The following is a 19,179-nucleotide window of genomic DNA, read 5'->3' as shown; positions in this document are numbered from 1 at the left end:
GAATTACATATTCGGGTAGTTCGGCCCGCCGCCGCCTTCCGGCGTTACCCAGACAATGTTTTGGGTCGGATCTTTAATATCGCAGGTCTTGCAGTGCACACAGTTCTGCGCGTTGATCTGCAACCGTGGGTTAGAACCGTCGTCGTCGCGAACGAACTCATATACGCCCGCCGGACAGTAACGGCTCTCCGGCCCTTCGTACTTGGCGAGGTTGACATCGACCGGTACCGAAGCGTCCTTCAACGTAAGGTGAACCGGCTGGTTCTCCTCGTGGTTGGTGTTGGAGATGAACACCGAGGACATTTTGTCGAAGGTAATCTCACCGTCCGGCTTCGGATACTCGATCTTCTTGCATTCGCTGGCCGGCTTGAGCTGCGCGTGATCCGGCTCTTTGCGGTGAATCGTCCACGGCATTTTGCCGCGGAAAACCAACTGCTCGATGCCGGTCATCAACGAGCCGACGTAGACGCCCTTCTTGAACCACTGTTTGAAGTTGCGCGATTTCTGCAACTCGGTGTACAGCCAGGAGGCTTCGAAGGCTTCCGGATAGGCCGTCAACTCGTCGTACTGACGGCCGGCCGTTACGGCGTCGAACGCTGCATCGGCGGCCAGCATGCCGGTCTTGATCGCGGCGTGGCTGCCCTTGATGCGGGACGCGTTGAGGAAGCCGGCATCGCAACCGACCAATACGCCGCCCGGGAAGGTCAGCTTCGGCAGGCTCAGGATGCCGCCCGCGGTAATTGCCCGCGCGCCGTAGCTAATCCGCCGCCCACCTTCCAGATACTTCCGGATAGCCGGGTGGGTCTTGAAGCGCTGCATTTCGTCGAAGGTCGACAGCCACGGGTTTTTGTAATCGAGCCCGATGACATATCCAAGCGTTACCTGGTTGTTTTCCAGGTGATACAGGAAGCCGCCACCGTAGGTGTCCGGCTCCATGGGCCAACCGGCGGTGTGGATTACCAGACCTTCCTTGTGCTTCTCGGGGTCGATTTCCCACAGTTCTTTGATGCCGATGGCATAGCTTTGCGGGTCTTTACCCTCATCCAGGTTAAACTTGCCGATCAGCTGTTTACCCAAATGACCGCGCGAACCTTCCGAGAACACCGTGTACTTGGCATGCAACTCCATGCCCGGCATGAAGTTGTCAGTCGGCTCGCCATTGACGTCGCGACCCATGTCGCCCGTGGCAACGCCTTTTACCGAGCCGTCCTCGTTGTAGAGGATTTCCGCGGCGGCGAAGCCGGGGTAGATTTCCACTTCCAGCGCCTCAGCCTGCTCAGCCAACCAGCGGCACACGTTGCCGAGGCTGACGACATAGCAACCGTGGTTATGGAAATTCGGCGGAATCAGCGCCTTGGGCGTGGCAATCGCTTTCTTTTCGGTGAGGAACAGGACCTGGTCCTCGGAAACCGGTGCATTCAGCGGCGCACCTTTTTCCTTCCAGTCCGGAATCAACTCGTTGAGCGCGATCGGGTCCATCACGGCGCCCGATAGAATGTGGGCACCCACTTCAGAGCCTTTTTCCAGCACACAAACGGAGATTTCCTGCTCTTTCTCCGCGGCGAGCTGCTTGAGACGAATGGCGGTGGCGAGACCGGCGGGGCCGCCGCCTACGACGACCACGTCGTATTCCATCGACTCGCGTTCGTACTCTGCACTCATTTAATAAAACCTCCTAACCTGTCTTCTCAAGCGGAGAACGCCGGAATACCCGTTTGTGCCCGCCCAAGAATAAGCGCGTGCACGTCATGCGTACCCTCGTAGGTATTCACCGCTTCCAGGTTCATTACGTGTCGGATGACGTGGTACTCGTCAGCAATCCCGTTACCGCCGTGCATGTCACGCGAAACACGGGCGATGTCGAGGGCTTTGCCGCAGTTATTGCGTTTGAGCAGGGACACCATTTCCGGCGCCCAATCCCCCTCGTCCATCAACCGCCCCAGGCGCAGGCAACCCTGTAAGCCTAGGGCAATTTCCGTTTGCATGTCGGCGAGCTTTTTCTGAATCAGCTGGTTGGCGGCTAACGGCCGGCCAAACTGCTGCCGGTCGAGAGTATACTGCCGAGCCGCGTGCCAACAAAATTCTGCAGCACCCAGCGCCCCCCAGGAAATGCCGTAGCGGGCTTTATTGAGGCAGCTAAACGGGCCTTTCAGGCCTTCCACGTCCAACCGGTTCTCGGCAGGAACAAACACCTCGTCCATGACGATTTCGCCGGTAATCGACGCCCGCAGGGAGAACTTACCCTCGATTTTCGGCGTTTTCAGGCCTTCCATGCCACGCTCCAGAACGAACCCGTTGATCTTGCCGTCGAGCTTGGCCCACACCACCAGCACATCGGCGATCGGCGAGTTGGTAATCCAGGTTTTGGCGCCGGTCAGGCGATAACCGCCGTCGACCTTCTCGGCCCGCGTCACCATGCTACCGGGGTCGGAGCCATGATTCGGCTCGGTCAACCCAAAGCAACCTACCCATTCGCCGCTGGCCAGTTTAGGCAGGTACTTATTGCGCACGGCTTCGTTGCCGAACGTATAGATCGGAAACATGACCAATGACGACTGTACGCTCATCGCCGAACGATAGCCGGAGTCGACCCGCTCGACTTCGCGCGCAACCAGGCCGTAACAGACATGGTTTACGCCAGCACCGCCGTATTGCTCGGGAATCGTCGGCCCGAGCAGGCCCAGCTCGCCCATTTCGCTCATGATCTCACGGTGGAAGATCTCATGGCGGTTAGCTTCCAAAACCCGCGTCATCAGGTTGTCCTGACAGTAATCGCGTGCGGTATCGCGAATCATGCGCTCTTCTTCAGTGAGCTGCCCCTCAAGGCGCAACGCGTCATCCCATGCAAAGGCTTTCATCGATCATCCTCCGGGAAGGGGTTTATTCAGAGCCGTTCGATAACGGCGGCAATGCCTTGGCCTACGCCAATGCACATCGAAACCAACGCGTATTGACCACCTCGGCGCTCCAGTTCGCGCAGCGCGGTCAAGGCAATACGCGCACCCGAGGCACCCAGCGGGTGGCCTACGGCGATCGCACCGCCGTTGGGGTTCAAACGCGGATCGTCGAAGGCGATTCCCAGTTGCTTGGCGCAGCCGAGCACCTGCGAGGCGAATGCTTCGTTGATCTCGATGATGTCCATCTGATCCAGGCTCAGGTCGGCCCGAGCCAATGCTTTCTGCGACGCCGGTACCGGCCCCAAGCCCATGACCCGCGGCGGCACGCCGGCAATCGCGGCCGCAACGATCCGGCCGCGCGGGACGACACCGGCCCGCTCGCCGGCATTACGGGTACCGATCAACAAGGCGCCGGCGCGTCGTTGACTCCGGAAGCATTGCCCGCAGTGACGACACCGCCGTCGAACAAGGTGCGCAGCTTAGCTAGCTGCTCGACACCGGTACCAGGTCGCGGATGCTCGTCGCGGTCGACGGCGAGCGGCAGCTTCTTACGACCTTGCGGCACTTCGATAGGCAGAATCTCATCGTCGAAGAATCCGGCTTCGCGCGCCGCTTCGAAACGTGCCTGGGAGCCGGCGGCAAAGGTATCGGCCTCTTCCCGGCTGATGCCCAAATCGCGCGCTACGTTGTCCGCCGTCTGCGGCATCGTGTCGTCGCCGAACTCGGCCTCGACTTTCGGGTTAGGGAAGCGCGCCCCGATGGTAGAGTCGAACATGCGGAAGTTGCGGCTATACGCCGTTTCGCTCTTCGCCATCACGAACGGTGCCCGACTCATGCTTTCGACACCGCCGGCGACGAATAGCTCGCCTTCGCGCGCAGTCACCGAACGCGCCGCGTCGATAATGGCTGCCAGGCCGCTACCGCATAAACGGTTCACCGTCTGCCCGCCCACTTCGAGCGGCAGGCCGGACAGCAGGCCAGCATGGCGCGCAACGTTACGAGCATCCTCACCGGCTTGATTGGTACAGCCGGCAATAACGTCTTCGTATTGCTCCGGCGCGAACGAATTGCGTTCGACCAAAGCACGAATCACATGCGCGAGCAAATCGTCCGGCCGTACCGAAGCGAGGCTACCGGCATGACGGCCGAAAGGGGTCCGCAATCCATCGTATATATAAGCGTCCAGCATGAGTCGGCTCCTTAGCTTATTGTTCCGGTGTGGTCAGCGGCACACCCAAGCGGGTGCGACGTTTGAGCCACGGGCTGGGGCGATAGCGGGGATCGCCAGAGAAATCGTACATACGCACAAGAATCCGCAAGATGTTGTCGGATCCGACTTGAGCGAGCAGTGCCGGCGGCCTCATACGGAACCCCACGCTGTCGCGGCGAATGCAGTCCGCCGTATCGGACCCGGCGCTACCCTCGCCTAATATCCGCAGCGTTTCGGTGCCACAGCCTTGCCCGGCATGGTTGACCAAAAAGCCCGGCGTGTCAGTGGCAGATGCGGCAAAATGGCCTATTCGTTCGCCCAGGGCCAGCCGTCTGGCCAGCGCCCACTCAACGGTGCGCCCGCCAGGGATAAGCTCAACGGCCTTCATCAGCGGCACCGAGTCGAAGCAATAACGCCCGGGCAACCGCGCCTTAACGCATGCGACCGGGATACCGGCAATAAAGCAATGCCGCGCCCCAGCGCGCCGTTACTGACGATTCCGAGACGGAAGTCACGGCGATCTATACCGAGTGCCATATTCTTCTCCCTATGCGCCCTTACCGTGCCGGACACAGCAACCGACGAAGCCCCGCCGGACTTAACGAACCCAGCAACCATGCGGGTTAGAACGGCAACATTTCGCAGTGCAGAACCAAGTTTCGCAAACTTGACACCCAGGATAGGTCGTGACAGAGTCGTTTGCAACTATTGCGAAATCGAGTTTCGCAAATGGAGAACGCCTGCCTTAACGGTCTTTCCATGACCCTGGCATCCACTGGCGGTGAACTATGAACGACTTCCAAAACGAAGAAACACCTGCAAAGGATCGCAAGTTCGTGACCGCGCTCGCGCGCGGGCTGGAGGTCTTGCGTGCGTTCCGTCCAGGCGACGGCTTTCTAGGCAATCAAGAAATTGCCAAACGAACCGGGCTTCCGAAACCGACGGTTACGCGGCTGACGTACACGCTGACTAAGCTCGGTTATCTTGCCTACTCCGAGCGGCTAGAGCGTTATCAGCTGGGGACGAGCGTGCTCGCACTGGGGTATGCGACCTTGTCGAATTATGGCATTCGGCAAATGGCCCGCCCCTATATGCAAGAGCTAGCCGACGAGGTCGACTGCGCAGTGTCGCTGGGCTCCCGCGAGCGCTTGGCCATGGTGTACCTGGAAACCTGCCGCGGCAGCGGAGCGGTCACACTGCGCCTGGATATCGGCTCCCGTATTCCGATCGCGACAACGGCAATGGGGCGCGCTTTCCTGGCAGCCATTCCGGAACGCGAACGCGATTACCTGATGGATTACATCAAGAAACGCAGCGGCAACGAATGGAACCAGGTACGCCAAGGCATCGAGCATTCGCTCGATCATTACGAGCAGTATGGCTACGTGAAAACCATCGGCGAATGGGAACGCGACGTTAACTCCGTCGGCGTCCCGTTGGTGCAAACGGAGAACGGCGACGTATTCGCCTTCAACTGCGGCGGGCCGTCCTTTCTATTGCCTGAAGAGCGACTCGACGAAGACCTCGGCCCACGGCTCAAGCAACTGGTTTTCAATGTTCAAACGGCACTTAGCCGAATGTAAGAAAATAACCGATAGGGGATATCATTGTGATCAGAGATCAGGAGACGCTCAACCAGCTCGTCGACACCATCAGCCGCTTCGTTCGCGAGCGCTTGGTTCCGGCGGAAGAGAAAGTGGCCGAAGACGACGCCATTCCGGAAGATATCCTACAAGAAATGAAGGACATGGGCCTGTTCGGCCTGTCGATTCCGGAAGAATACGGCGGGCTTGGCCTAACCATGGAAGAAGAAGCGCTGGTTGCCTTCGAGATCGGCAAAACCTCGCCGGCTTTCCGCTCCATCTTCGGCACCAATAACGGCATCGGCGCCCAAGGCATCCTGATCGACGGCACCGAAGAGCAGAAGCAGAAGTACGTGCCCAAGCTCGCTACCGGCGAGATTTTGAGCTCTTTCTGCCTGACCGAACCCGACGCCGGTTCCGATGCCGCTTCGTTGAAGACCCGCGCCGAGCGCGACGGCGATCACTACATCCTCAACGGCACCAAGCGTTTCATCACCAACGGCCCGCACGCTGGTCTCTACACGGTGATGGCGCGCACCGACCCGAACAACAAAGGCGCGGGCGGCATTTCAGCCTTCGTCGTGGAGGGCGATACGCCGGGGCTGATCCGCGGCAAGCGCGACAAGAAGATGGGACAGAAAGGCGCTCACACCTGCGACATCATCTTCGACAACTGCCGCGTACCGGCCGAGAACATCATCGGCGGCAAAGAAGGCCAAGGCTTTAAAACCGCTATGAAAGTCCTCGACCGCGGCCGCCTGCACATCTCCGCCGTCTGCGTCGGCGTTGCCGAGCGCCTGATCGAGGACGCGCTGCACTTTGCCATGGAGCGGAAGCAATTCGGCCAGCCGATTGCCGAGCATCAGTTGGTACAAGCCATGCTGGCCGACAGCAAAGCCGAAGCCTATGCCGGTCGCTCCATGGTTCTCGACGCGGCGCGGCGTAAAGACGCCGGCGAGAACGTCAGCACCTTAGCCTCTTGCTGCAAGCTGTTCTGCGCCGAGATGGTGGGCAAGGTGGCGGACCGGGCGGTACAAATCCACGGCGGCTCGGGCTACATCCAAGAATATGCGGTGGAGCGTTTCTACCGCGACGTCCGCCTGTTCCGTCTCTACGAGGGCACCACCCAGATCCAGCAGATCGTGGTGGCACGCGGTATGGTTCGGGAAGCTCAGTCCTAAGATAGGTTTGTCTTATGCAAGCACCGGATGAGGACATCTTCGGACGCTCGGCGGCCGAACGGCTGGCCGAGCTGCCGGCGCGTATCAGCACGCACCCCTTGCAATGGGCGGAGCGCACGCCGGATGCGGAAGCCTTAGTGGACGACGAAGTCCGCTGGACTTACGCCGACCTGGCCCGCGAAGTACGCGCCGCGCAGGAGTGGCTTCGCGAGCTGGGGCTGCGGCCGGGCGATCGTTTAATGGTGGTCAACGAAAACTGTCGAGCACTGGTCACACTCTTGCTGGCGGCCAGCGAGCTGGATGTTTGGGTCGCTATTATTAACGCTCGACTAGCCCCCAACGAAGTGGACCTCATTCGGGGCAACTGCGAACCGCGCCGTATTGTTTATACGCTGGCCGTTTCTCCGGAAGCGGCCAGCCATGCCGAGCGGCATGGCGCAGACGCCATCGACCACCCCAGCCTCGGCAAACTGGCGATAAGCCCCTTGCTAGAATCGACGCCGGAACCGGTCGCAGCCGACGGCGGCCAAGTCGCGGCGATGATTTATACCTCCGGCACTACCGGCGTCCCCAAGGGCGTCATGCTGACACACCGGGGTTGTCTATATATCGCCTCGATTTCCGGTGGGATGCGCAACCTTAACCGCGAGCAACGGGTTTACGGCGTGCTTCCTATGTCGCATGTGTTCGGCTTGTCCTCGGTGTGCCTGGGTTCGTTATACAACGGCGCTTGCCTTTATCCGGTGCCGCGCTTCGAACCGGGCGCGCTGGTGCAAGCCTTGAAGGAGGAAGGCATCTCAGTGCTGCAAGGCGTGCCTGCCATGTTTGCCCGCACCTTGGAGTACGTAAGCCAACAGGGGCTAAAGCTGGAAGCCCCGCGCCTGATTTACACCTCGGTCGGCGGCGCTCCGCTGGACCTGGACCTGAAGCGGCGCACCGAGGCGGTACTCGGCACCACCTTGCACAACGGCTACGGCTTGACCGAAGCCAGCCCGACGATTAGCCAGACGCGCATCGGCGAACGACACGACAGCGTTACCGTAGGCCGAATACTGCCCCTCCTTGAGTACAAACTGCTCGATCAGAACGGACGCGAAGTCCCGACCGGCAATGTAGGCGAGCTGTGGGTACGCGGACCGAACGTGATGAAGGGCTATTTCCGCAACCCGGCAGCCACCGCTGCCACGCTCGCCGACGACGGCTGGCTGAATACCGGCGATATGGCTCGCCTCGACGACGAGCGTAACCTCTACATCGTCGCCCGCTCGAAAGAATTGATTATCCGCTCTGGCTTTAATGTATATCCGCCGGATGTGGAAGCGGTGCTTAACGAGCATCCGCAAGTCACTTTGTCCGCGGTTGTCGGCCGCGAAGTGCCCGGCAACGAGGAGGTGGTCGCCTATGTGCAGCCGGTGCCGGGAGCGGGACTTACCGCCGACGAGCTTAGGCAGTTCGCTGCCGAACGCCTATCGGCATACAAACGTCCCAGCGAAATTGTGCTGATGGATACGCTGCCGGCAACGGCCACAGGCAAGATTCTGAAGAATAAATTAAAAGCAAAAGCGCAGCAGGAACGGCAAACGAGTTAGTTCAGCATAACCACGACAAACAGGGCTCAGCCATGAACGAAGAACGCGACCCACATACGGGCGAAGTGATCTGGGGCCTGCAACGGACGCTAGGTTTTAGAGTCGCGGAATGGGAGGAGAATCGAGCCGTTATCGAAATGCCGATAACCGACGGGCACTTGAACCGGAGCGGTATCGTACACGGCGGGATGATCACCACCCTACTCGATACAGCGCTTGGCCATGCGGGCATTTACTGCCCCTACCCCGGGCGTGTCCGCAAATGCATCACACTATCGCTGACCACCAGCTTCACCGGCCAGGCAAGCGGCGGCATCTTGCGTGCTGTGGGCGTCCGCCGCGCCGGCGGTCGCCGCGTTTATGCCGCTAGCGGCGAAGTGCTTGACGGAGAAGGCAACATCATTGCCATCGGCGAAGGCACCTTCCGCTTACGTAGCGGTAGCGAAACCCTGGAAGGCGAGCCCGAATGAGGGCTCGCCTCAAGGCAATCCGCCCAACACGCTCCGACTGCTAAAGAGGCCGCCTATGTCGCTGCTGGGTCGCGTCTGGGCCTGGGCCTTACCCGCCGTCATCCTCGCCATCTTATTCGGTCTTGCCTCCGGTTCCGATGCGCTGGCATGGGTAGCGCGCGTCGGCATGATCGTTTATGTCGTGGCGGAATGGCGACGCCAAGCGACGATGGCCAAGGGCGTTATTCTGTTCGGCATTGTGCTCGCCCTGCTGACCGTGTCGTTAGCCGATGCCCCCAGCGAGGCATTGATCGAAGCATTGGACCGATTCGCTTTTCTGGGCGCCTTTCTCGCCTGCCTTGGCTTGTTGCGAGTAGCAGCCGAAGATTCGCCCCTGATGCGCCAGTGCGGACAATACCTGATACAACAGCCACCCCAGCGCCGCTACCTGACGCTATCGACTGGATCGGGCCTGTTCGGCATTATTCTCAACATCGGGGTGCTTAACCTGCTGGGCGTGATGAGCCTTCGGGGCAACACACTAGCAGCCGCCGGCGGCCACCAAGCGGTCTGGCAAGCGCGCCGACGGCGCATGTTCGTCGCCATGCTACGCGGCTTCGCGATGGTCCCGCTGATCTCTCCGCTCGGTATCAGTCTAGCGGTTATTCTTTCCGCCCTGCCGCAGCTGACCTGGTTTGCCATCGCACCTTACGCCTTTGCTACCGCAGCGCTTATGTTCGTGCTCGGTTGGCTACTCGACCGCTTGGCGGCCCCGAAACACCTCAAAGGGCTTGCGCCGGAGCGCATCCGCCTAAGCCCGCGCCCATTGATTGCGTTCTGCACGCTCGTCGCGGGTATCGTCGCACTAACATTCCTATTGGCTTATTTGATGGCCGTACAACTACCGGTCGCCGTCATTTTCTCCGCACCCTTATCGGCATTGATTTGGCTCGCCTTGCAACGACGGCGGCTCGGCGGCGGCTCCGGCGTTCGCCGAGCCGGGCTAAGTATCGCCCGGCGCGCCGACCGTATCTTTCCCGGCATGCGTGGGGAAATCGTCGTGCTCGGCGGCGCCGGATTTCTCGGCGTATTACTGGGCCAACTATTGCCGGTCGAGACCATTGCCGCCGCATTATACGAAAGCGGGATGAAAGGGCCCTGGCTTGCCTTCGCCGTCACCTTGGTCATCGTATTAGCCGCACAAATCGGCTTAAACCCGATTGTCAGCGTCACCGTCCTGGCAACCTTATTAGCCGACCCGGCGGCACTAGGCTTACCCCCGGCACTCCTGGCAACGGCACTCATGGCGGGATGGTCGCTATCGATGGTGTCATCGCCAATTACCGCGGCGATGCTCATCGTCGGTCGCCTGCTCAACACATCGCCCTATACGGTCGGCTATCGCTGGAACGGGCTGTTTGTTATCGGCTGCTTGCTGCTGTTAATGGTATGGTTCCCCTTCCTCGGACGCTGGAGTTAGGGAAACGCTGCCGCCTTCGCTTACCCCGCCGCGCCCTTTGCGGCTTGCCCGCAAGGCGCGACATGGGAAGGTTAAGGGCTTTCTTAGCAGGAGTAGTAGGGGTTTAGAATCCCCGAAAATTTTGTTGAACGGCAAAAAATTTACAATTTCTGCTGAACGAAACGCTCGTTTGAGGTAGCCTTGACAGCCGGCAAGGCCCATGCCTATCCTGCCGTCCGTGTTTGCGAAACACTATTCCGTATAGTGAAACATACAATGAAACACCAACCAATAGGGCTTAGAGCATGAAGATATTGGTCGCGGTAAAGCGGGTCGTCGACTACAACGTCCGGATCCGCGTTAAGGCGGACCAGACCGGTGTCGAAACCGCCAACGTCAAAATGTCCATGAACCCTTTCGATGAAATCGCTTTGGAAGAGGCGGTACGCATCAAGGAAGCTGGCAAGGCCGACGAGGTCGTCGTCGTTTCCATCGGCCCCAGCCAGGCTCAGGAAACCATCCGTACGGGGCTGGCGATGGGTGGCGATCGGGGCATCCTGGTTGAAGCCGATCCTGACCTCGAGCCGCTGACGGTTGCAAAACTGCTCAAGGCTGTGGTTGAGAAAGAGAGTCCAGACCTCCTCATTCTCGGCAAGCAGGCCATCGACGACGACAGCAACCAAACCGGTCAGATGCTGGGCGAGTTACTTGGCTGGCCGCAAGGCACCTTTGCTTCCAAGGTCGAGCTGGGCGATTCGGAAGTGTCGGTTACCCGCGAAATCGACGGCGGCGCCGAAACCTTGGCTCTGAACATGCCGGCGGTCATCACCACCGACCTTCGTCTGAACGAGCCGCGCTATGCGAAGCTGCCGAACATCATGAAGGCGAAGAAGAAACCGCTCGACACCTTGACTCCGGGCGATCTCGGCGTTGACACCGCGCATCGCCTGAAGGTCGTAAAAGTCGAGGAGCCGCCGAAGCGTAAGGGCGGCGCCAAGGTTGGAAGCGTTCAGGAGCTGGTCGAGAAGCTCCGCAACGAAGCGAAGGTGATCTAAATGAGCGTTCTCGTCATTGCCGAACATCTGAATGGCCAACTGGCCGGCAGCACCCTGGCAACCCTTGGCGCTGCCAAACAGCTGGGTGGCGACATCACCGTCCTGGTGGCTGGTAAGGATGTTGCCGAAGTGGGTCAACAGGCAGCTAACGTTGCCGGTGTCAGCAAAGTGCTGGTTGCCGACGACGCTGCTTACGAACACCCGACGGCCGAAGCGCTGACGCCGCTGGTCGTACGCGAAGCCGAAGGTGCCACGCACGTGCTGGCGCCGGCGACCACCTTCGGCAAGAACCTGCTGCCCCGTGTCGCGGCTCGCCTCGACGTACAGCAGATTTCCGACATCACCGGCATCGTTTCCGAAGACACTTTCGTACGGCCGATCTACGCCGGTAACGCGCTGGCGACGGTTCAGTCCAGCGACAGCGTAAAAGTCATCACTGTTCGCGGCACCGCTTTCGAGCGTGCCGAAGCGGAAGGTGGCAGCGCGGACGTCGCTAACGTCGACGCGGCGGAAGTACCGAGCAATGTTCGTTTCGTCGATCAGCAGCTGACCGTTTCCGAGCGTCCGGAGCTGACCAGCGCCCGCATCATTATCTCCGGCGGTCGCGGCATGCAGAACGGCGACAATTTCAAACTGCTGGAAGACGTAGCCGACAAGCTCGGCGCTGCGGTTGGCGCTTCCCGCGCTGCGGTCGACGCCGGCTTCGTGCCGAACGACTACCAGGTCGGCCAGACCGGTAAGATCGTCGCTCCGGATCTGTACATCGCGGTGGGCATCTCCGGCGCGATTCAGCACTTGGCCGGTATGGAAGGCTCCAAAGTCATTGTTGCCATCAACAAAGACGAAGAAGCTCCGATCTTCGAAGTGGCCGACTACGGCTTGGTCGCTGATCTGTTCGAGGCAGTGCCGGAACTGTCGCAGGAGCTGGAGAAAGTTCTGTAATAGAACATTCTCCGCTTTACGAAACACGAGAAGGGGGCGCACAGCGCCCCTTTTTTATGGCTCTTTGTGCCTTAGCGGAGTAGCCATTTTATTGCGTTCAGACTTTATATTGGGCGGCCTATTGTTGATTGTTATCGACGGTGGTTAATAGGTTGTGCGCTGCAACATCGCAGCCCCCAAAGTCCAATCAAGCAACTCCAACGCCAACCGATCGGCCGCCTCGCCAAAAGCATCGACCACACTCGAAAGCCGCCCATCAGCCGCTTGCTCTCGCACTTCGAAGCGCTGCGCCTGGACAGTCCGGCGCTGGGCAAGATCGACGAGCCGCGCATCGACGACGATTACCGCCTCTCGCCCTTCCGCCGTACGTTCACTGTAAAACGCGCGCAGAATGCCGGTTAGCTCATAGTCGGCGCGCACGCCTTCTTCATCGCTACTCACCTCGGCAAATCGTCCATCCTGCTGAAACACGTCCAGCACATGGTCGCGCCATAACTCGGTTGCCGAAGCGCTCCAACGCGCACTCTCGTATACGTTCAGGCGAGTGCCGTCGGCGACGGCAATACGGGAGCTGTTCAGGAGGTCGATAGCCTGGGGTCGGGCAACTCTTAACGACCAATCGATACGAGCTTGCTCGGGCGGCGACACAATAGCCGCTGGCGGTAAACGGTAAACATCGACTGGCGTCGCCTGCGGCAATACGTTACAGGCGCTTAACGCCATTACGCTGCTCGTCGCAACGAGACCGACCAACCGCTTGGCTCTACTGATCTTCATGCGGCACTCCACGGATGTGCTCGCCACGCCCGAGCACGCGGCTAGGTTCTTCTTCCAGTTGACGGCTTAGGCGACGGAAAGAAGCCAAGGTCCGTTGGAACTCGCGCATGGTCAGTTCCAGGTCTTCCATACCCCGCAGTCCGCTTTCCAAGGCCGGCTGGTTCTGCAACAAGAGCGACTCCAAGGCCGAAGCCGAGGTATGCAAGGAGTTCAGGGTATCTTTCACTTCCGGCAATAACTGCTCTTCATACCGGGCAAGCGAGGCCGTCGCCTGTTCCAAATTCTGTAAAGTCGCCCCCAGGCGCTCGGCATTTTCGGACGATAAGAATTCATTAGCTTGGCGCGTTAATGCCGTTAACGCGGACAACATCGCCTCGCCTTCCGACTGTAGTTTGGAAAGCGGCGATTGCTCGGCAATAATCAGCGGCACGTCTTCCGGACCGTCCGGGACAATCGACCGCCCGCTCGCCGTATCACCAATGAGGCGCACGTAGGCACTACCGGTTACGAGGCTTGCAGCGCCCAGCTGGGCCCGGGTCGATTCCCGTAACGGAGTATCGCGCCCCACCCGAATACGTGCGACAACACGAGTCGGATCGTTAGGATCGAAGCCCAAACGCACGACCTGTCCGACCTGTATGCCGTTGTACTGCACACTGCTGCCAACCGTTAGGCCGGTGACTTCCTGCGCAAACACAACGTCGTAGTAGACCTGGTCCCGTTCGCCGCCAGGCCCTGCCAGCCACCAGCCAAACGCCAAAATTCCCGCCAAACCCGCCAGCGCGAACAAGCCAATGAGAAAATAGCGAGCGTGACTCTCCATCTATACGTCCCCTCTCGCGGCCCGCGCCCGCGGCCCCTGGAAATAAGCCTGCACCCAAGCATCGTTAGTCTGCGCCACGTCGTTTATCGGGCCCACCGTCAACACGCGCTTATTAGCCAATACGGCAACGCGGTCGCAGGTGGCGTACAAGGTGTCTAAATCGTGGGTCACTAGCATGACGGTCAACCCAAGTGCGTTACGTAACGTCAACAACAACTGGTCGAACTCGGCAGCGCTAATAGGGTCGAGCCCTGCCGTGGGCTCGTCGAGAAACAACACCTCTGGGTCCAATGCTAACGCCCGCGCCAAGGCGGCGCGCTTGATCATTCCGCCCGACAGCTCGGCAGGGTACCGCTCCCCGGCGATGCTCGGCAAACCTACCAGGGCGATCTTAACCGCCGCCAGATGCTCGGCTTCCCGACGCGGCAGCTTCGCGTGCTCGACCAGTACCAGCGCGACATTCTCAAGCACGGTGAGCGACGAGTACAGGGCGCCTTGCTGAAAAAGAACGCCCATCCGCTGCGCTAGGCCATGCCGCTCCCCGTTCGGCTTGATCCGCCGCCCCAAGACGCGAATGTCGCCGGCCGCCGGTTGGAGCAAACCGATGATAGTCCGCAGCAAGACCGATTTGCCGGTGCCCGAACCACCAACAACGCCGAGGATCTCGCCTGGCCGGATATCAAGGTTAAGCCCGTCATGAATAACATTGGTACCGAACCGCGTCGTCAGCCCACGAACTTGCACAACCGGCTCTTGTAGCGTCAGTACTGTCGCCCCCTGACTCACCAGCCGACCTCCATGAAGAACAATGCCGCCACGGCATCCAATAGAATCACGGCAAATATCGACTGCACGACACTCGAGGTGGTATGTTCGCCCACCGACTGGGCACTCGCCCCTGCCTTCAGCCCTTCGCGACAACCGATAGCGGCTATCACTAACGCGAACAGCGGCGCTTTCAACAAGCCGACCCAGTAATTCTCTGGCGGGATTTCGTTTAGCATGGCAAGAAACTGCGGAAGGCTGATATCCAAGACGAAGACCGCAACCACGGCACCCCCTGCTAAACCCGCAAGCGTCGCAATAAAACTCAGCAACGGCAAAACCAGCACAAGCGCAATCAACCTCGGCACCACGAGCCGGGCTACCGGATCAAGCCCCTGGGCCCGCATTGCATCGAGTTCTTCGTTAGCCTTCATCGAACCCAACTGAACGGTAAAGGCACTCGCCGTCCGCCCGGCTAATACGATGGCCGCCAGCAAGACGCCAAACTCGCGGAGCATGGCGTAACCAATCAAATCGACAATGTAGATCGTTGCGCCGAACTCGACGAGAACGGAAGCGCCCAAGAAGGCGACGACCGTCCCAACGGCGAAAGTCAGTACGACGATAATCGGAATCGCCCGCAATCCCGTTTGCTCTATCTGATTAACCAACGGCGCCGGACGCCAAGCTTGTGCGCGGCAGGCACTGACCAGCAGTAAACCGATAAAGCTCAGGAGGCCTATGCTTTGCCGTACGCCGTTCTCAACGCTCCGCCCCAATTGGACAATAGCGGCCAGCCCCGGCACCTGACGACGACGGTCGGGAACGCTCCCCTCCTCCTTCTCCAGTACGGAGCTAAGCGTTAATAAAAGATCGCGCTGTTCGGCCGGCAGCTCCGCACAATCCTCCACCGCTTGTATTAAACGTCGGCGGCCTAAGGCCCTGACCAGCAAAGCGGCACCAGCCGTGTCCAAACGGCCGAGCTGGCGCAAATCGACAGGACACGCTTCGTTTAGGCTGAGCGTATCGATAAGGCGAGAGAGATGTACATAGTGGGACAGCGTCCAGTCCCCCTCCGGGCACACCGCCGCCGCCCCGGCGTCGGATCGTACGCCTGGTTTTATCGGGTTGGTCACTGCTTATCGTCCGTCCTTAACGAGTCAACCGCTCATAACCATATCGAATAACTGATCGAAGTGCGCGGATAATGAGTCCGGCGAACGCGGCAGTAACAGCGCCTGTAAGCTCCCGGTGCCGCGGAGCGGAGTTATATACACGCTTGACTCTTAAGTTTGTCCGTAGACTCGGATATTAGTTCATGATCCTGTTGCGAACAGACCTGTCCGTCCGGTATGCTGATCAGCAACGGTTCGCCGGCCAAGCGACAGCCAAACGGCCACTTTACCTAGCGAACGACCGAATAATCGCGCCGAGTTTGGTGCGGTGCAATGCCTGAATAAGTAACCCTAAGGATAGGAGGCATCCATGTTGAACGTCATTCGCAAACCCTCTGCTGTACTCGGCTCCCTGGGCCTTGCCGCCGCCCTGGCGGTACCGGCTACCGTGAGCGCACAAGACCTAGAGTTAGGCATTGGCGCTCAATACCAACTCGCCGACCCGTTGCTCGACGACGGTCGCCTGTCTGCCATCGAGCTTCGCGGCTGGCAGAACGAGCAACTTGGTTTCGGCGTGTTCGGCTACTACGGCAGTCAGGAAGAAGGCGGCGACGATGAAGTCATCCGCTTCGGCGGTAAAGTCATGTACGCACCCATCGTCAATCCTAATAGCCGTTTCTACGTCGGCCTGGAAGCCGCGTATGAAGACTGGAACGACCTGGACGGCTTTAGCGTCATGCCGCTGGCCGGCTTCGAGTACCGCTTGGCGAACGCTCCGGAAATCGGCCTGAATCTCGAGGTAGGCTACCGTTACTTGGATATCGATAACGGTACCGAGCTCGAACAGCACGGCATATCCAGCCAAATCGGTGCAACTTACTACTTCTAAGCGCACGCTCGCCGGCGGCGAAGCCGCCGGCAACCTCCCTCAACACTCGCCATGCTTCGTGCAACAATAAGCAACTTCTGTTTTGCGCATGTGGAGCAATGTTGCTTATGTCCGGCGTCCTCAACGGTATCCGTGTCCTCGATCTCTCCCGCATCCTAGCCGGCCCTTGGGCTGGACAGTTGCTTGCGGACCTCGGCGCCGAAGTCATTAAAGTCGAGCGACCCGAGCGCGGCGACGATACCCGGAGCTGGGGGCCGCCTTTCGTCGACGAGGGCGAAGCGGCTTACTATCACGGCTGCAACCGCGGCAAACAATCGGTCGCTATCGACATCGCCACCGAGCAAGGGCAATCGCTCGTCCGTCGCTTGGCCGGCGAATGCGATATTGTGCTGGAGAACTTCAAAGTCGGCACCCTCTCGCGTTATGGCTTAGGGTACGAACAACTCCGCCAGGACTACCCCGGCCTGATCTACTGCTCGATTACCGGTTTCGGCCAAAGCGGCCCCTATCGCGATCGCGCCGGTTACGATTTATTGATTCAAGCCTTGGGCGGCATGATGAGCGTGACCGGCCAACCTGACGGCAGCCCCGGTAGCGAGCCGATGAAAGTCGGGGTGGCAATTACCGACGTCTTCACCGGTATGTATGCAGCCGTTGCTGTCCTCGGCGCTCTGCGTCACCGCGATGCAACCGGCGCAGGCCAGCACATCGACTTAGCCTTGTTAGACGTCCAGGTTGCGACGCTGGCCAATCAAGCCATGAATTATCTCGTCTCCGGCCAAGTGCCTCGGCGCCTAGGCAACGCGCACCCCAACATCGTTCCTTATCAAGCCTTTCCGGCTGCCGACGGCCATTTAATCCTTGCCGTCGGCAACGACGATCAATTCCGCCGGTTCTGCCAAGTCGCCGGCTGTCCAGAGCTTGCGGAGGATGAGCGTTACGCGCGCAATGCCGACCGTGTTGCCCGTCGCGACGAGCTGATTCCGCAGCTTGAGGAAGTCTTCCAGCAACGCCCGCGGGCGGCATGGTTAAGCGATTTAGAAGCCGTCGGCGTACCCTGCGGGCCTATTAACGATCTGTCCGAAGTGTTCGCCGACCCGCAAGTGCAAGCCCGCGGCTTACAGCAAACGCAACGGCGGGCGGACGGCCGTAGCGTACCGGGTGTCGCCAACCCGATCCGTTATTCGGCAACGCCGATCCAAGCCGACAGCGCGGCCCCAACGCTCGGCGAGCACACTCAGAGTACTCTACAGCGACTTCTTAAGCTCGATGAGGCCGCACTTGATCGTCTCGAACAGGCTGGCGTTATTCAGGTACAGCGGCGACCTGACAGTAGCGATTGACCCCATCGGCGCCGCGCTCGCGCTCAAGGCGGCCAGCAAGCTCCAGGTAATGCAAATGGGCGATTGCCTCGCCCATTGCGAATAATAAGGAGTGGGTATCGAGTTCGCGCTCAAACATCACCGCTAGCACATCGGCCGCCGCGCGCGGTTCGCGACAAGCCGCTTCGAGCTTGGCAAGCTGTTCGGCATGGTGCGCTTTAAGCTCCTGTGCCCGCTCATGCAAGCCCTCGAAAACCAAGTTATGCGACGGTAACACGCGCGTCCTAGCCGGCAAGCTCATAAGCTTATCCAAGGAATCGAGAAAATCGGCAAGCGGGTTGGCTCCTTCCTCACCGGGACGAAAACTGACGTTGCTCGAAATACGGGGCAGGATTTGATCGCCGGAGATCAAAACCCCCAAGCGCTCGCAATACAAGCAAGCGTGCTCCGGCGCGTGGCCGCGCCCGACGACAACTTGCCACTCCTCCGCACCGATGCGAAGGCGGTCGCCGTCATGCAGAATCTGGGCGGGCGTGGGTATGGCTGACACAACCTTACGATAAGGATTCCCCCGTCGGCGGAGCTGTTCGGCACGCTCGGCATCCAGCCCGTGAGCCAGAAAAAGTTCGGCGATCCGCTCACCGCTCTCGTCCCCGTTGCGGCGGTGGATGGAACAAGCCATCGCATGCTCCCCCGCGGTCATCAGCACCGGCGCCGCGAAGTGCTGACTTAGCCAGTCGGCTAAACCGATGTGGTCCGGATGATAATGCGTCACGATAATACGTTTTAGCGGCTTACCCGCCAGGACTTCGTCGAACAAACGCCGCCATAATGCTTTAACATCGTCCAAGCCTATCCCACAATCGACCAAAGTCCATTCGCCGTTATCGTCCTCAAGCAGCCAGAGATTGATATGATCGAGGGCGAACGGTAACGGTAAACGTAGCCAATGTACCCCCGGCGCGACCAAAATGGTTTGCAGCGGCGCAGGCGGCTCCGGAAACGGGTAACGTAGACGTGTATTCATAAGAAACGCTGCTCTCTATCTTGGGGCGCTCTCTCGTCGATAAGACGAACGAATTAAACGAGCGCCGGTGGATTCCAGCCATAACGGGAGGATGTC

Annotated in this window: 19 protein-coding genes; 9 read left to right on the top strand and 10 right to left on the bottom strand. The window is 59.7% G+C overall.

Features of this window, described 5'->3' with window-relative positions; translation table 11 throughout:
- Nucleotides 1-3 precede the first annotated feature (3 nt).
- The 5 genes from CAI21_RS01820 to CAI21_RS01805 are packed head-to-tail and all read right to left on the bottom strand — an operon-like array spanning nt 4 to nt 4,495.
- On the bottom strand, nt 4-1,662 hold the full coding sequence (locus tag CAI21_RS01820) for an electron transfer flavoprotein-ubiquinone oxidoreductase (protein ID WP_116300695.1): 1,659 nt from the start codon (nt 1,660-1,662) through the stop codon (nt 4-6).
- Between the two features lie 26 nt (nt 1,663-1,688).
- Complete coding sequence (locus CAI21_RS01815; protein ID WP_116300694.1) at nt 1,689-2,858, bottom strand: acyl-CoA dehydrogenase; 1,170 nt, start codon at nt 2,856-2,858, stop codon at nt 1,689-1,691.
- A gap of 26 nt (nt 2,859-2,884) precedes the next feature.
- Nucleotides 2,885-3,304 carry a hypothetical protein gene (locus CAI21_RS24525; protein WP_258867913.1) on the bottom strand — a complete coding sequence of 140 codons (420 nt, stop codon included), beginning with the start codon at nt 3,302-3,304 and terminating at the stop codon, nt 2,885-2,887.
- Nucleotides 3,298-4,086, bottom strand: coding sequence for a thiolase family protein (locus tag CAI21_RS01810; RefSeq protein ID WP_258868879.1), 789 nt, complete (start codon nt 4,084-4,086; stop codon nt 3,298-3,300). The genes CAI21_RS24525 and CAI21_RS01810 overlap by 7 nt, the downstream gene beginning before the upstream one ends.
- 16 nt (nt 4,087-4,102) lie before the next feature.
- Entirely contained in the window at nt 4,103-4,495 is a 393-nt protein-coding gene (locus CAI21_RS01805) for a 3-hydroxyacyl-CoA dehydrogenase family protein (protein ID WP_116300820.1), read from the bottom strand.
- Nucleotides 4,496-4,895: 400 nt separating this feature from the next.
- Here CAI21_RS01805 and CAI21_RS01800 point away from each other — a divergent pair, with 400 nt between their 5' ends.
- The 7 genes from CAI21_RS01800 to CAI21_RS01770 all read left to right on the top strand — a co-directional run bounded on the left by CAI21_RS01800 (nt 4,896) and on the right by CAI21_RS01770 (nt 12,365).
- A complete protein-coding gene (locus tag CAI21_RS01800; protein WP_116300693.1) occupies nt 4,896-5,690 on the top strand; it encodes an IclR family transcriptional regulator in 795 nt (264 codons plus the stop codon).
- 26 nt (nt 5,691-5,716) lie between these two features.
- The gene (locus CAI21_RS01795; RefSeq protein ID WP_116300692.1) at nt 5,717-6,871 is read left to right on the top strand and encodes an acyl-CoA dehydrogenase family protein; all 1,155 of its coding nucleotides are present in this window, start codon (nt 5,717-5,719) and stop codon (nt 6,869-6,871) included.
- A 14-nt stretch (nt 6,872-6,885) separates the two neighbouring features.
- Nucleotides 6,886-8,460 (top strand): class I adenylate-forming enzyme family protein, encoded by a 1,575-nt coding sequence (locus CAI21_RS01790; RefSeq protein ID WP_116300691.1) that lies wholly within the window; start codon nt 6,886-6,888, stop codon nt 8,458-8,460.
- A 32-nt stretch (nt 8,461-8,492) separates the two neighbouring features.
- Nucleotides 8,493-8,930, top strand: a complete 438-nt coding sequence (locus CAI21_RS01785) for a PaaI family thioesterase (RefSeq protein ID WP_116300690.1) — start codon at nt 8,493-8,495, stop codon at nt 8,928-8,930.
- Between the two features lie 55 nt (nt 8,931-8,985).
- Nucleotides 8,986-10,389 (top strand): hypothetical protein, encoded by a 1,404-nt coding sequence (locus CAI21_RS01780; RefSeq protein WP_116300689.1) that lies wholly within the window; start codon nt 8,986-8,988, stop codon nt 10,387-10,389.
- Nucleotides 10,390-10,673: 284 nt separating this feature from the next.
- Nucleotides 10,674-11,423 carry an electron transfer flavoprotein subunit beta/FixA family protein gene (locus CAI21_RS01775; RefSeq protein ID WP_116300688.1) on the top strand — a complete coding sequence of 250 codons (750 nt, stop codon included), beginning with the start codon at nt 10,674-10,676 and terminating at the stop codon, nt 11,421-11,423.
- Complete coding sequence (locus CAI21_RS01770; protein WP_116300687.1) at nt 11,424-12,365, top strand: electron transfer flavoprotein subunit alpha/FixB family protein; 942 nt, start codon at nt 11,424-11,426, stop codon at nt 12,363-12,365.
- 144 nt (nt 12,366-12,509) lie between these two features.
- On the opposite strand, the gene CAI21_RS01765 is transcribed toward CAI21_RS01770, so the two are convergent.
- From CAI21_RS01765 to CAI21_RS01750, 4 genes are read right to left on the bottom strand one after another with little or no spacing between them, the layout of a single operon-like run.
- Complete coding sequence (locus CAI21_RS01765; protein WP_116300686.1) at nt 12,510-13,142, bottom strand: ABC-type transport auxiliary lipoprotein family protein; 633 nt, start codon at nt 13,140-13,142, stop codon at nt 12,510-12,512.
- A complete protein-coding gene (locus CAI21_RS01760; protein ID WP_116300685.1) occupies nt 13,129-13,965 on the bottom strand; it encodes an MlaD family protein in 837 nt (278 codons plus the stop codon). The genes CAI21_RS01765 and CAI21_RS01760 overlap by 14 nt, the downstream gene beginning before the upstream one ends.
- Complete coding sequence (locus CAI21_RS01755; protein WP_258867916.1) at nt 13,966-14,751, bottom strand: ABC transporter ATP-binding protein; 786 nt, start codon at nt 14,749-14,751, stop codon at nt 13,966-13,968. It abuts the gene before it with no gap.
- Nucleotides 14,748-15,866 carry an MlaE family ABC transporter permease gene (locus CAI21_RS01750; RefSeq protein WP_220347720.1) on the bottom strand — a complete coding sequence of 373 codons (1,119 nt, stop codon included), beginning with the start codon at nt 15,864-15,866 and terminating at the stop codon, nt 14,748-14,750. The genes CAI21_RS01755 and CAI21_RS01750 overlap by 4 nt, the downstream gene beginning before the upstream one ends.
- 349 nt (nt 15,867-16,215) lie before the next feature.
- Between CAI21_RS01750 and CAI21_RS01745 the strand changes: the two genes are divergently transcribed.
- Both CAI21_RS01745 and CAI21_RS01740 read left to right on the top strand, forming a co-directional pair.
- Nucleotides 16,216-16,734: a porin family protein gene (locus CAI21_RS01745; RefSeq protein WP_116300684.1), complete on the top strand. Its 519-nt coding sequence runs from the start codon at nt 16,216-16,218 to the stop codon at nt 16,732-16,734.
- A gap of 107 nt (nt 16,735-16,841) precedes the next feature.
- Nucleotides 16,842-18,077 carry a CaiB/BaiF CoA transferase family protein gene (locus CAI21_RS01740; RefSeq protein ID WP_116300817.1) on the top strand — a complete coding sequence of 412 codons (1,236 nt, stop codon included), beginning with the start codon at nt 16,842-16,844 and terminating at the stop codon, nt 18,075-18,077.
- Here CAI21_RS01740 and CAI21_RS01735 read toward each other — a convergent pair.
- Complete coding sequence (locus CAI21_RS01735; RefSeq protein ID WP_116300683.1) at nt 18,040-19,083, bottom strand: MBL fold metallo-hydrolase; 1,044 nt, start codon at nt 19,081-19,083, stop codon at nt 18,040-18,042. The genes CAI21_RS01740 and CAI21_RS01735 overlap by 38 nt on opposite strands.
- Nucleotides 19,084-19,179 lie beyond the last annotated feature (96 nt).

It is taken from the genome of Alkalilimnicola ehrlichii, assembly GCF_003399765.1.
Lineage (GTDB): Bacteria > Pseudomonadota > Gammaproteobacteria > Nitrococcales > AK92 > AK92.
The sequence above is the reverse complement of the archived record's forward strand: the minus strand, read 5'-3'. Positions and strand labels throughout refer to the sequence as shown.

Bases quoted from the DNA above. Each gene is read 5' to 3' on its own strand.
- CAI21_RS01790 (WP_116300691.1), top strand. From the start codon at position 6,886: ATGCAAGCACCGGATGAGGACATCTTCGGACGCTCGGCGGCCGAACGG.
- CAI21_RS01815 (WP_116300694.1), bottom strand. From the start codon at position 2,858: ATGAAAGCCTTTGCATGGGATGACGCGTTGCGCCTTGAGGGGCAGCTC.
- CAI21_RS01780 (WP_116300689.1), top strand. From the start codon at position 8,986: ATGTCGCTGCTGGGTCGCGTCTGGGCCTGGGCCTTACCCGCCGTCATC.
- CAI21_RS01810 (WP_258868879.1), bottom strand. From the start codon at position 4,086: ATGCTGGACGCTTATATATACGATGGATTGCGGACCCCTTTCGGCCGT.
- CAI21_RS01740 (WP_116300817.1), top strand. From the start codon at position 16,842: ATGTCCGGCGTCCTCAACGGTATCCGTGTCCTCGATCTCTCCCGCATC.
- CAI21_RS01735 (WP_116300683.1), bottom strand. From the start codon at position 19,083: ATGAATACACGTCTACGTTACCCGTTTCCGGAGCCGCCTGCGCCGCTG.
- CAI21_RS01800 (WP_116300693.1), top strand. From the start codon at position 4,896: ATGAACGACTTCCAAAACGAAGAAACACCTGCAAAGGATCGCAAGTTC.
- CAI21_RS01805 (WP_116300820.1), bottom strand. From the start codon at position 4,495: ATGAAGGCCGTTGAGCTTATCCCTGGCGGGCGCACCGTTGAGTGGGCG.
- CAI21_RS01745 (WP_116300684.1), top strand. From the start codon at position 16,216: ATGTTGAACGTCATTCGCAAACCCTCTGCTGTACTCGGCTCCCTGGGC.
- CAI21_RS01775 (WP_116300688.1), top strand. From the start codon at position 10,674: ATGAAGATATTGGTCGCGGTAAAGCGGGTCGTCGACTACAACGTCCGG.
- CAI21_RS01765 (WP_116300686.1), bottom strand. From the start codon at position 13,142: ATGAAGATCAGTAGAGCCAAGCGGTTGGTCGGTCTCGTTGCGACGAGC.
- CAI21_RS01760 (WP_116300685.1), bottom strand. From the start codon at position 13,965: ATGGAGAGTCACGCTCGCTATTTTCTCATTGGCTTGTTCGCGCTGGCG.
- CAI21_RS01820 (WP_116300695.1), bottom strand. From the start codon at position 1,662: ATGAGTGCAGAGTACGAACGCGAGTCGATGGAATACGACGTGGTCGTC.
- CAI21_RS01770 (WP_116300687.1), top strand. From the start codon at position 11,424: ATGAGCGTTCTCGTCATTGCCGAACATCTGAATGGCCAACTGGCCGGC.
- CAI21_RS01785 (WP_116300690.1), top strand. From the start codon at position 8,493: ATGAACGAAGAACGCGACCCACATACGGGCGAAGTGATCTGGGGCCTG.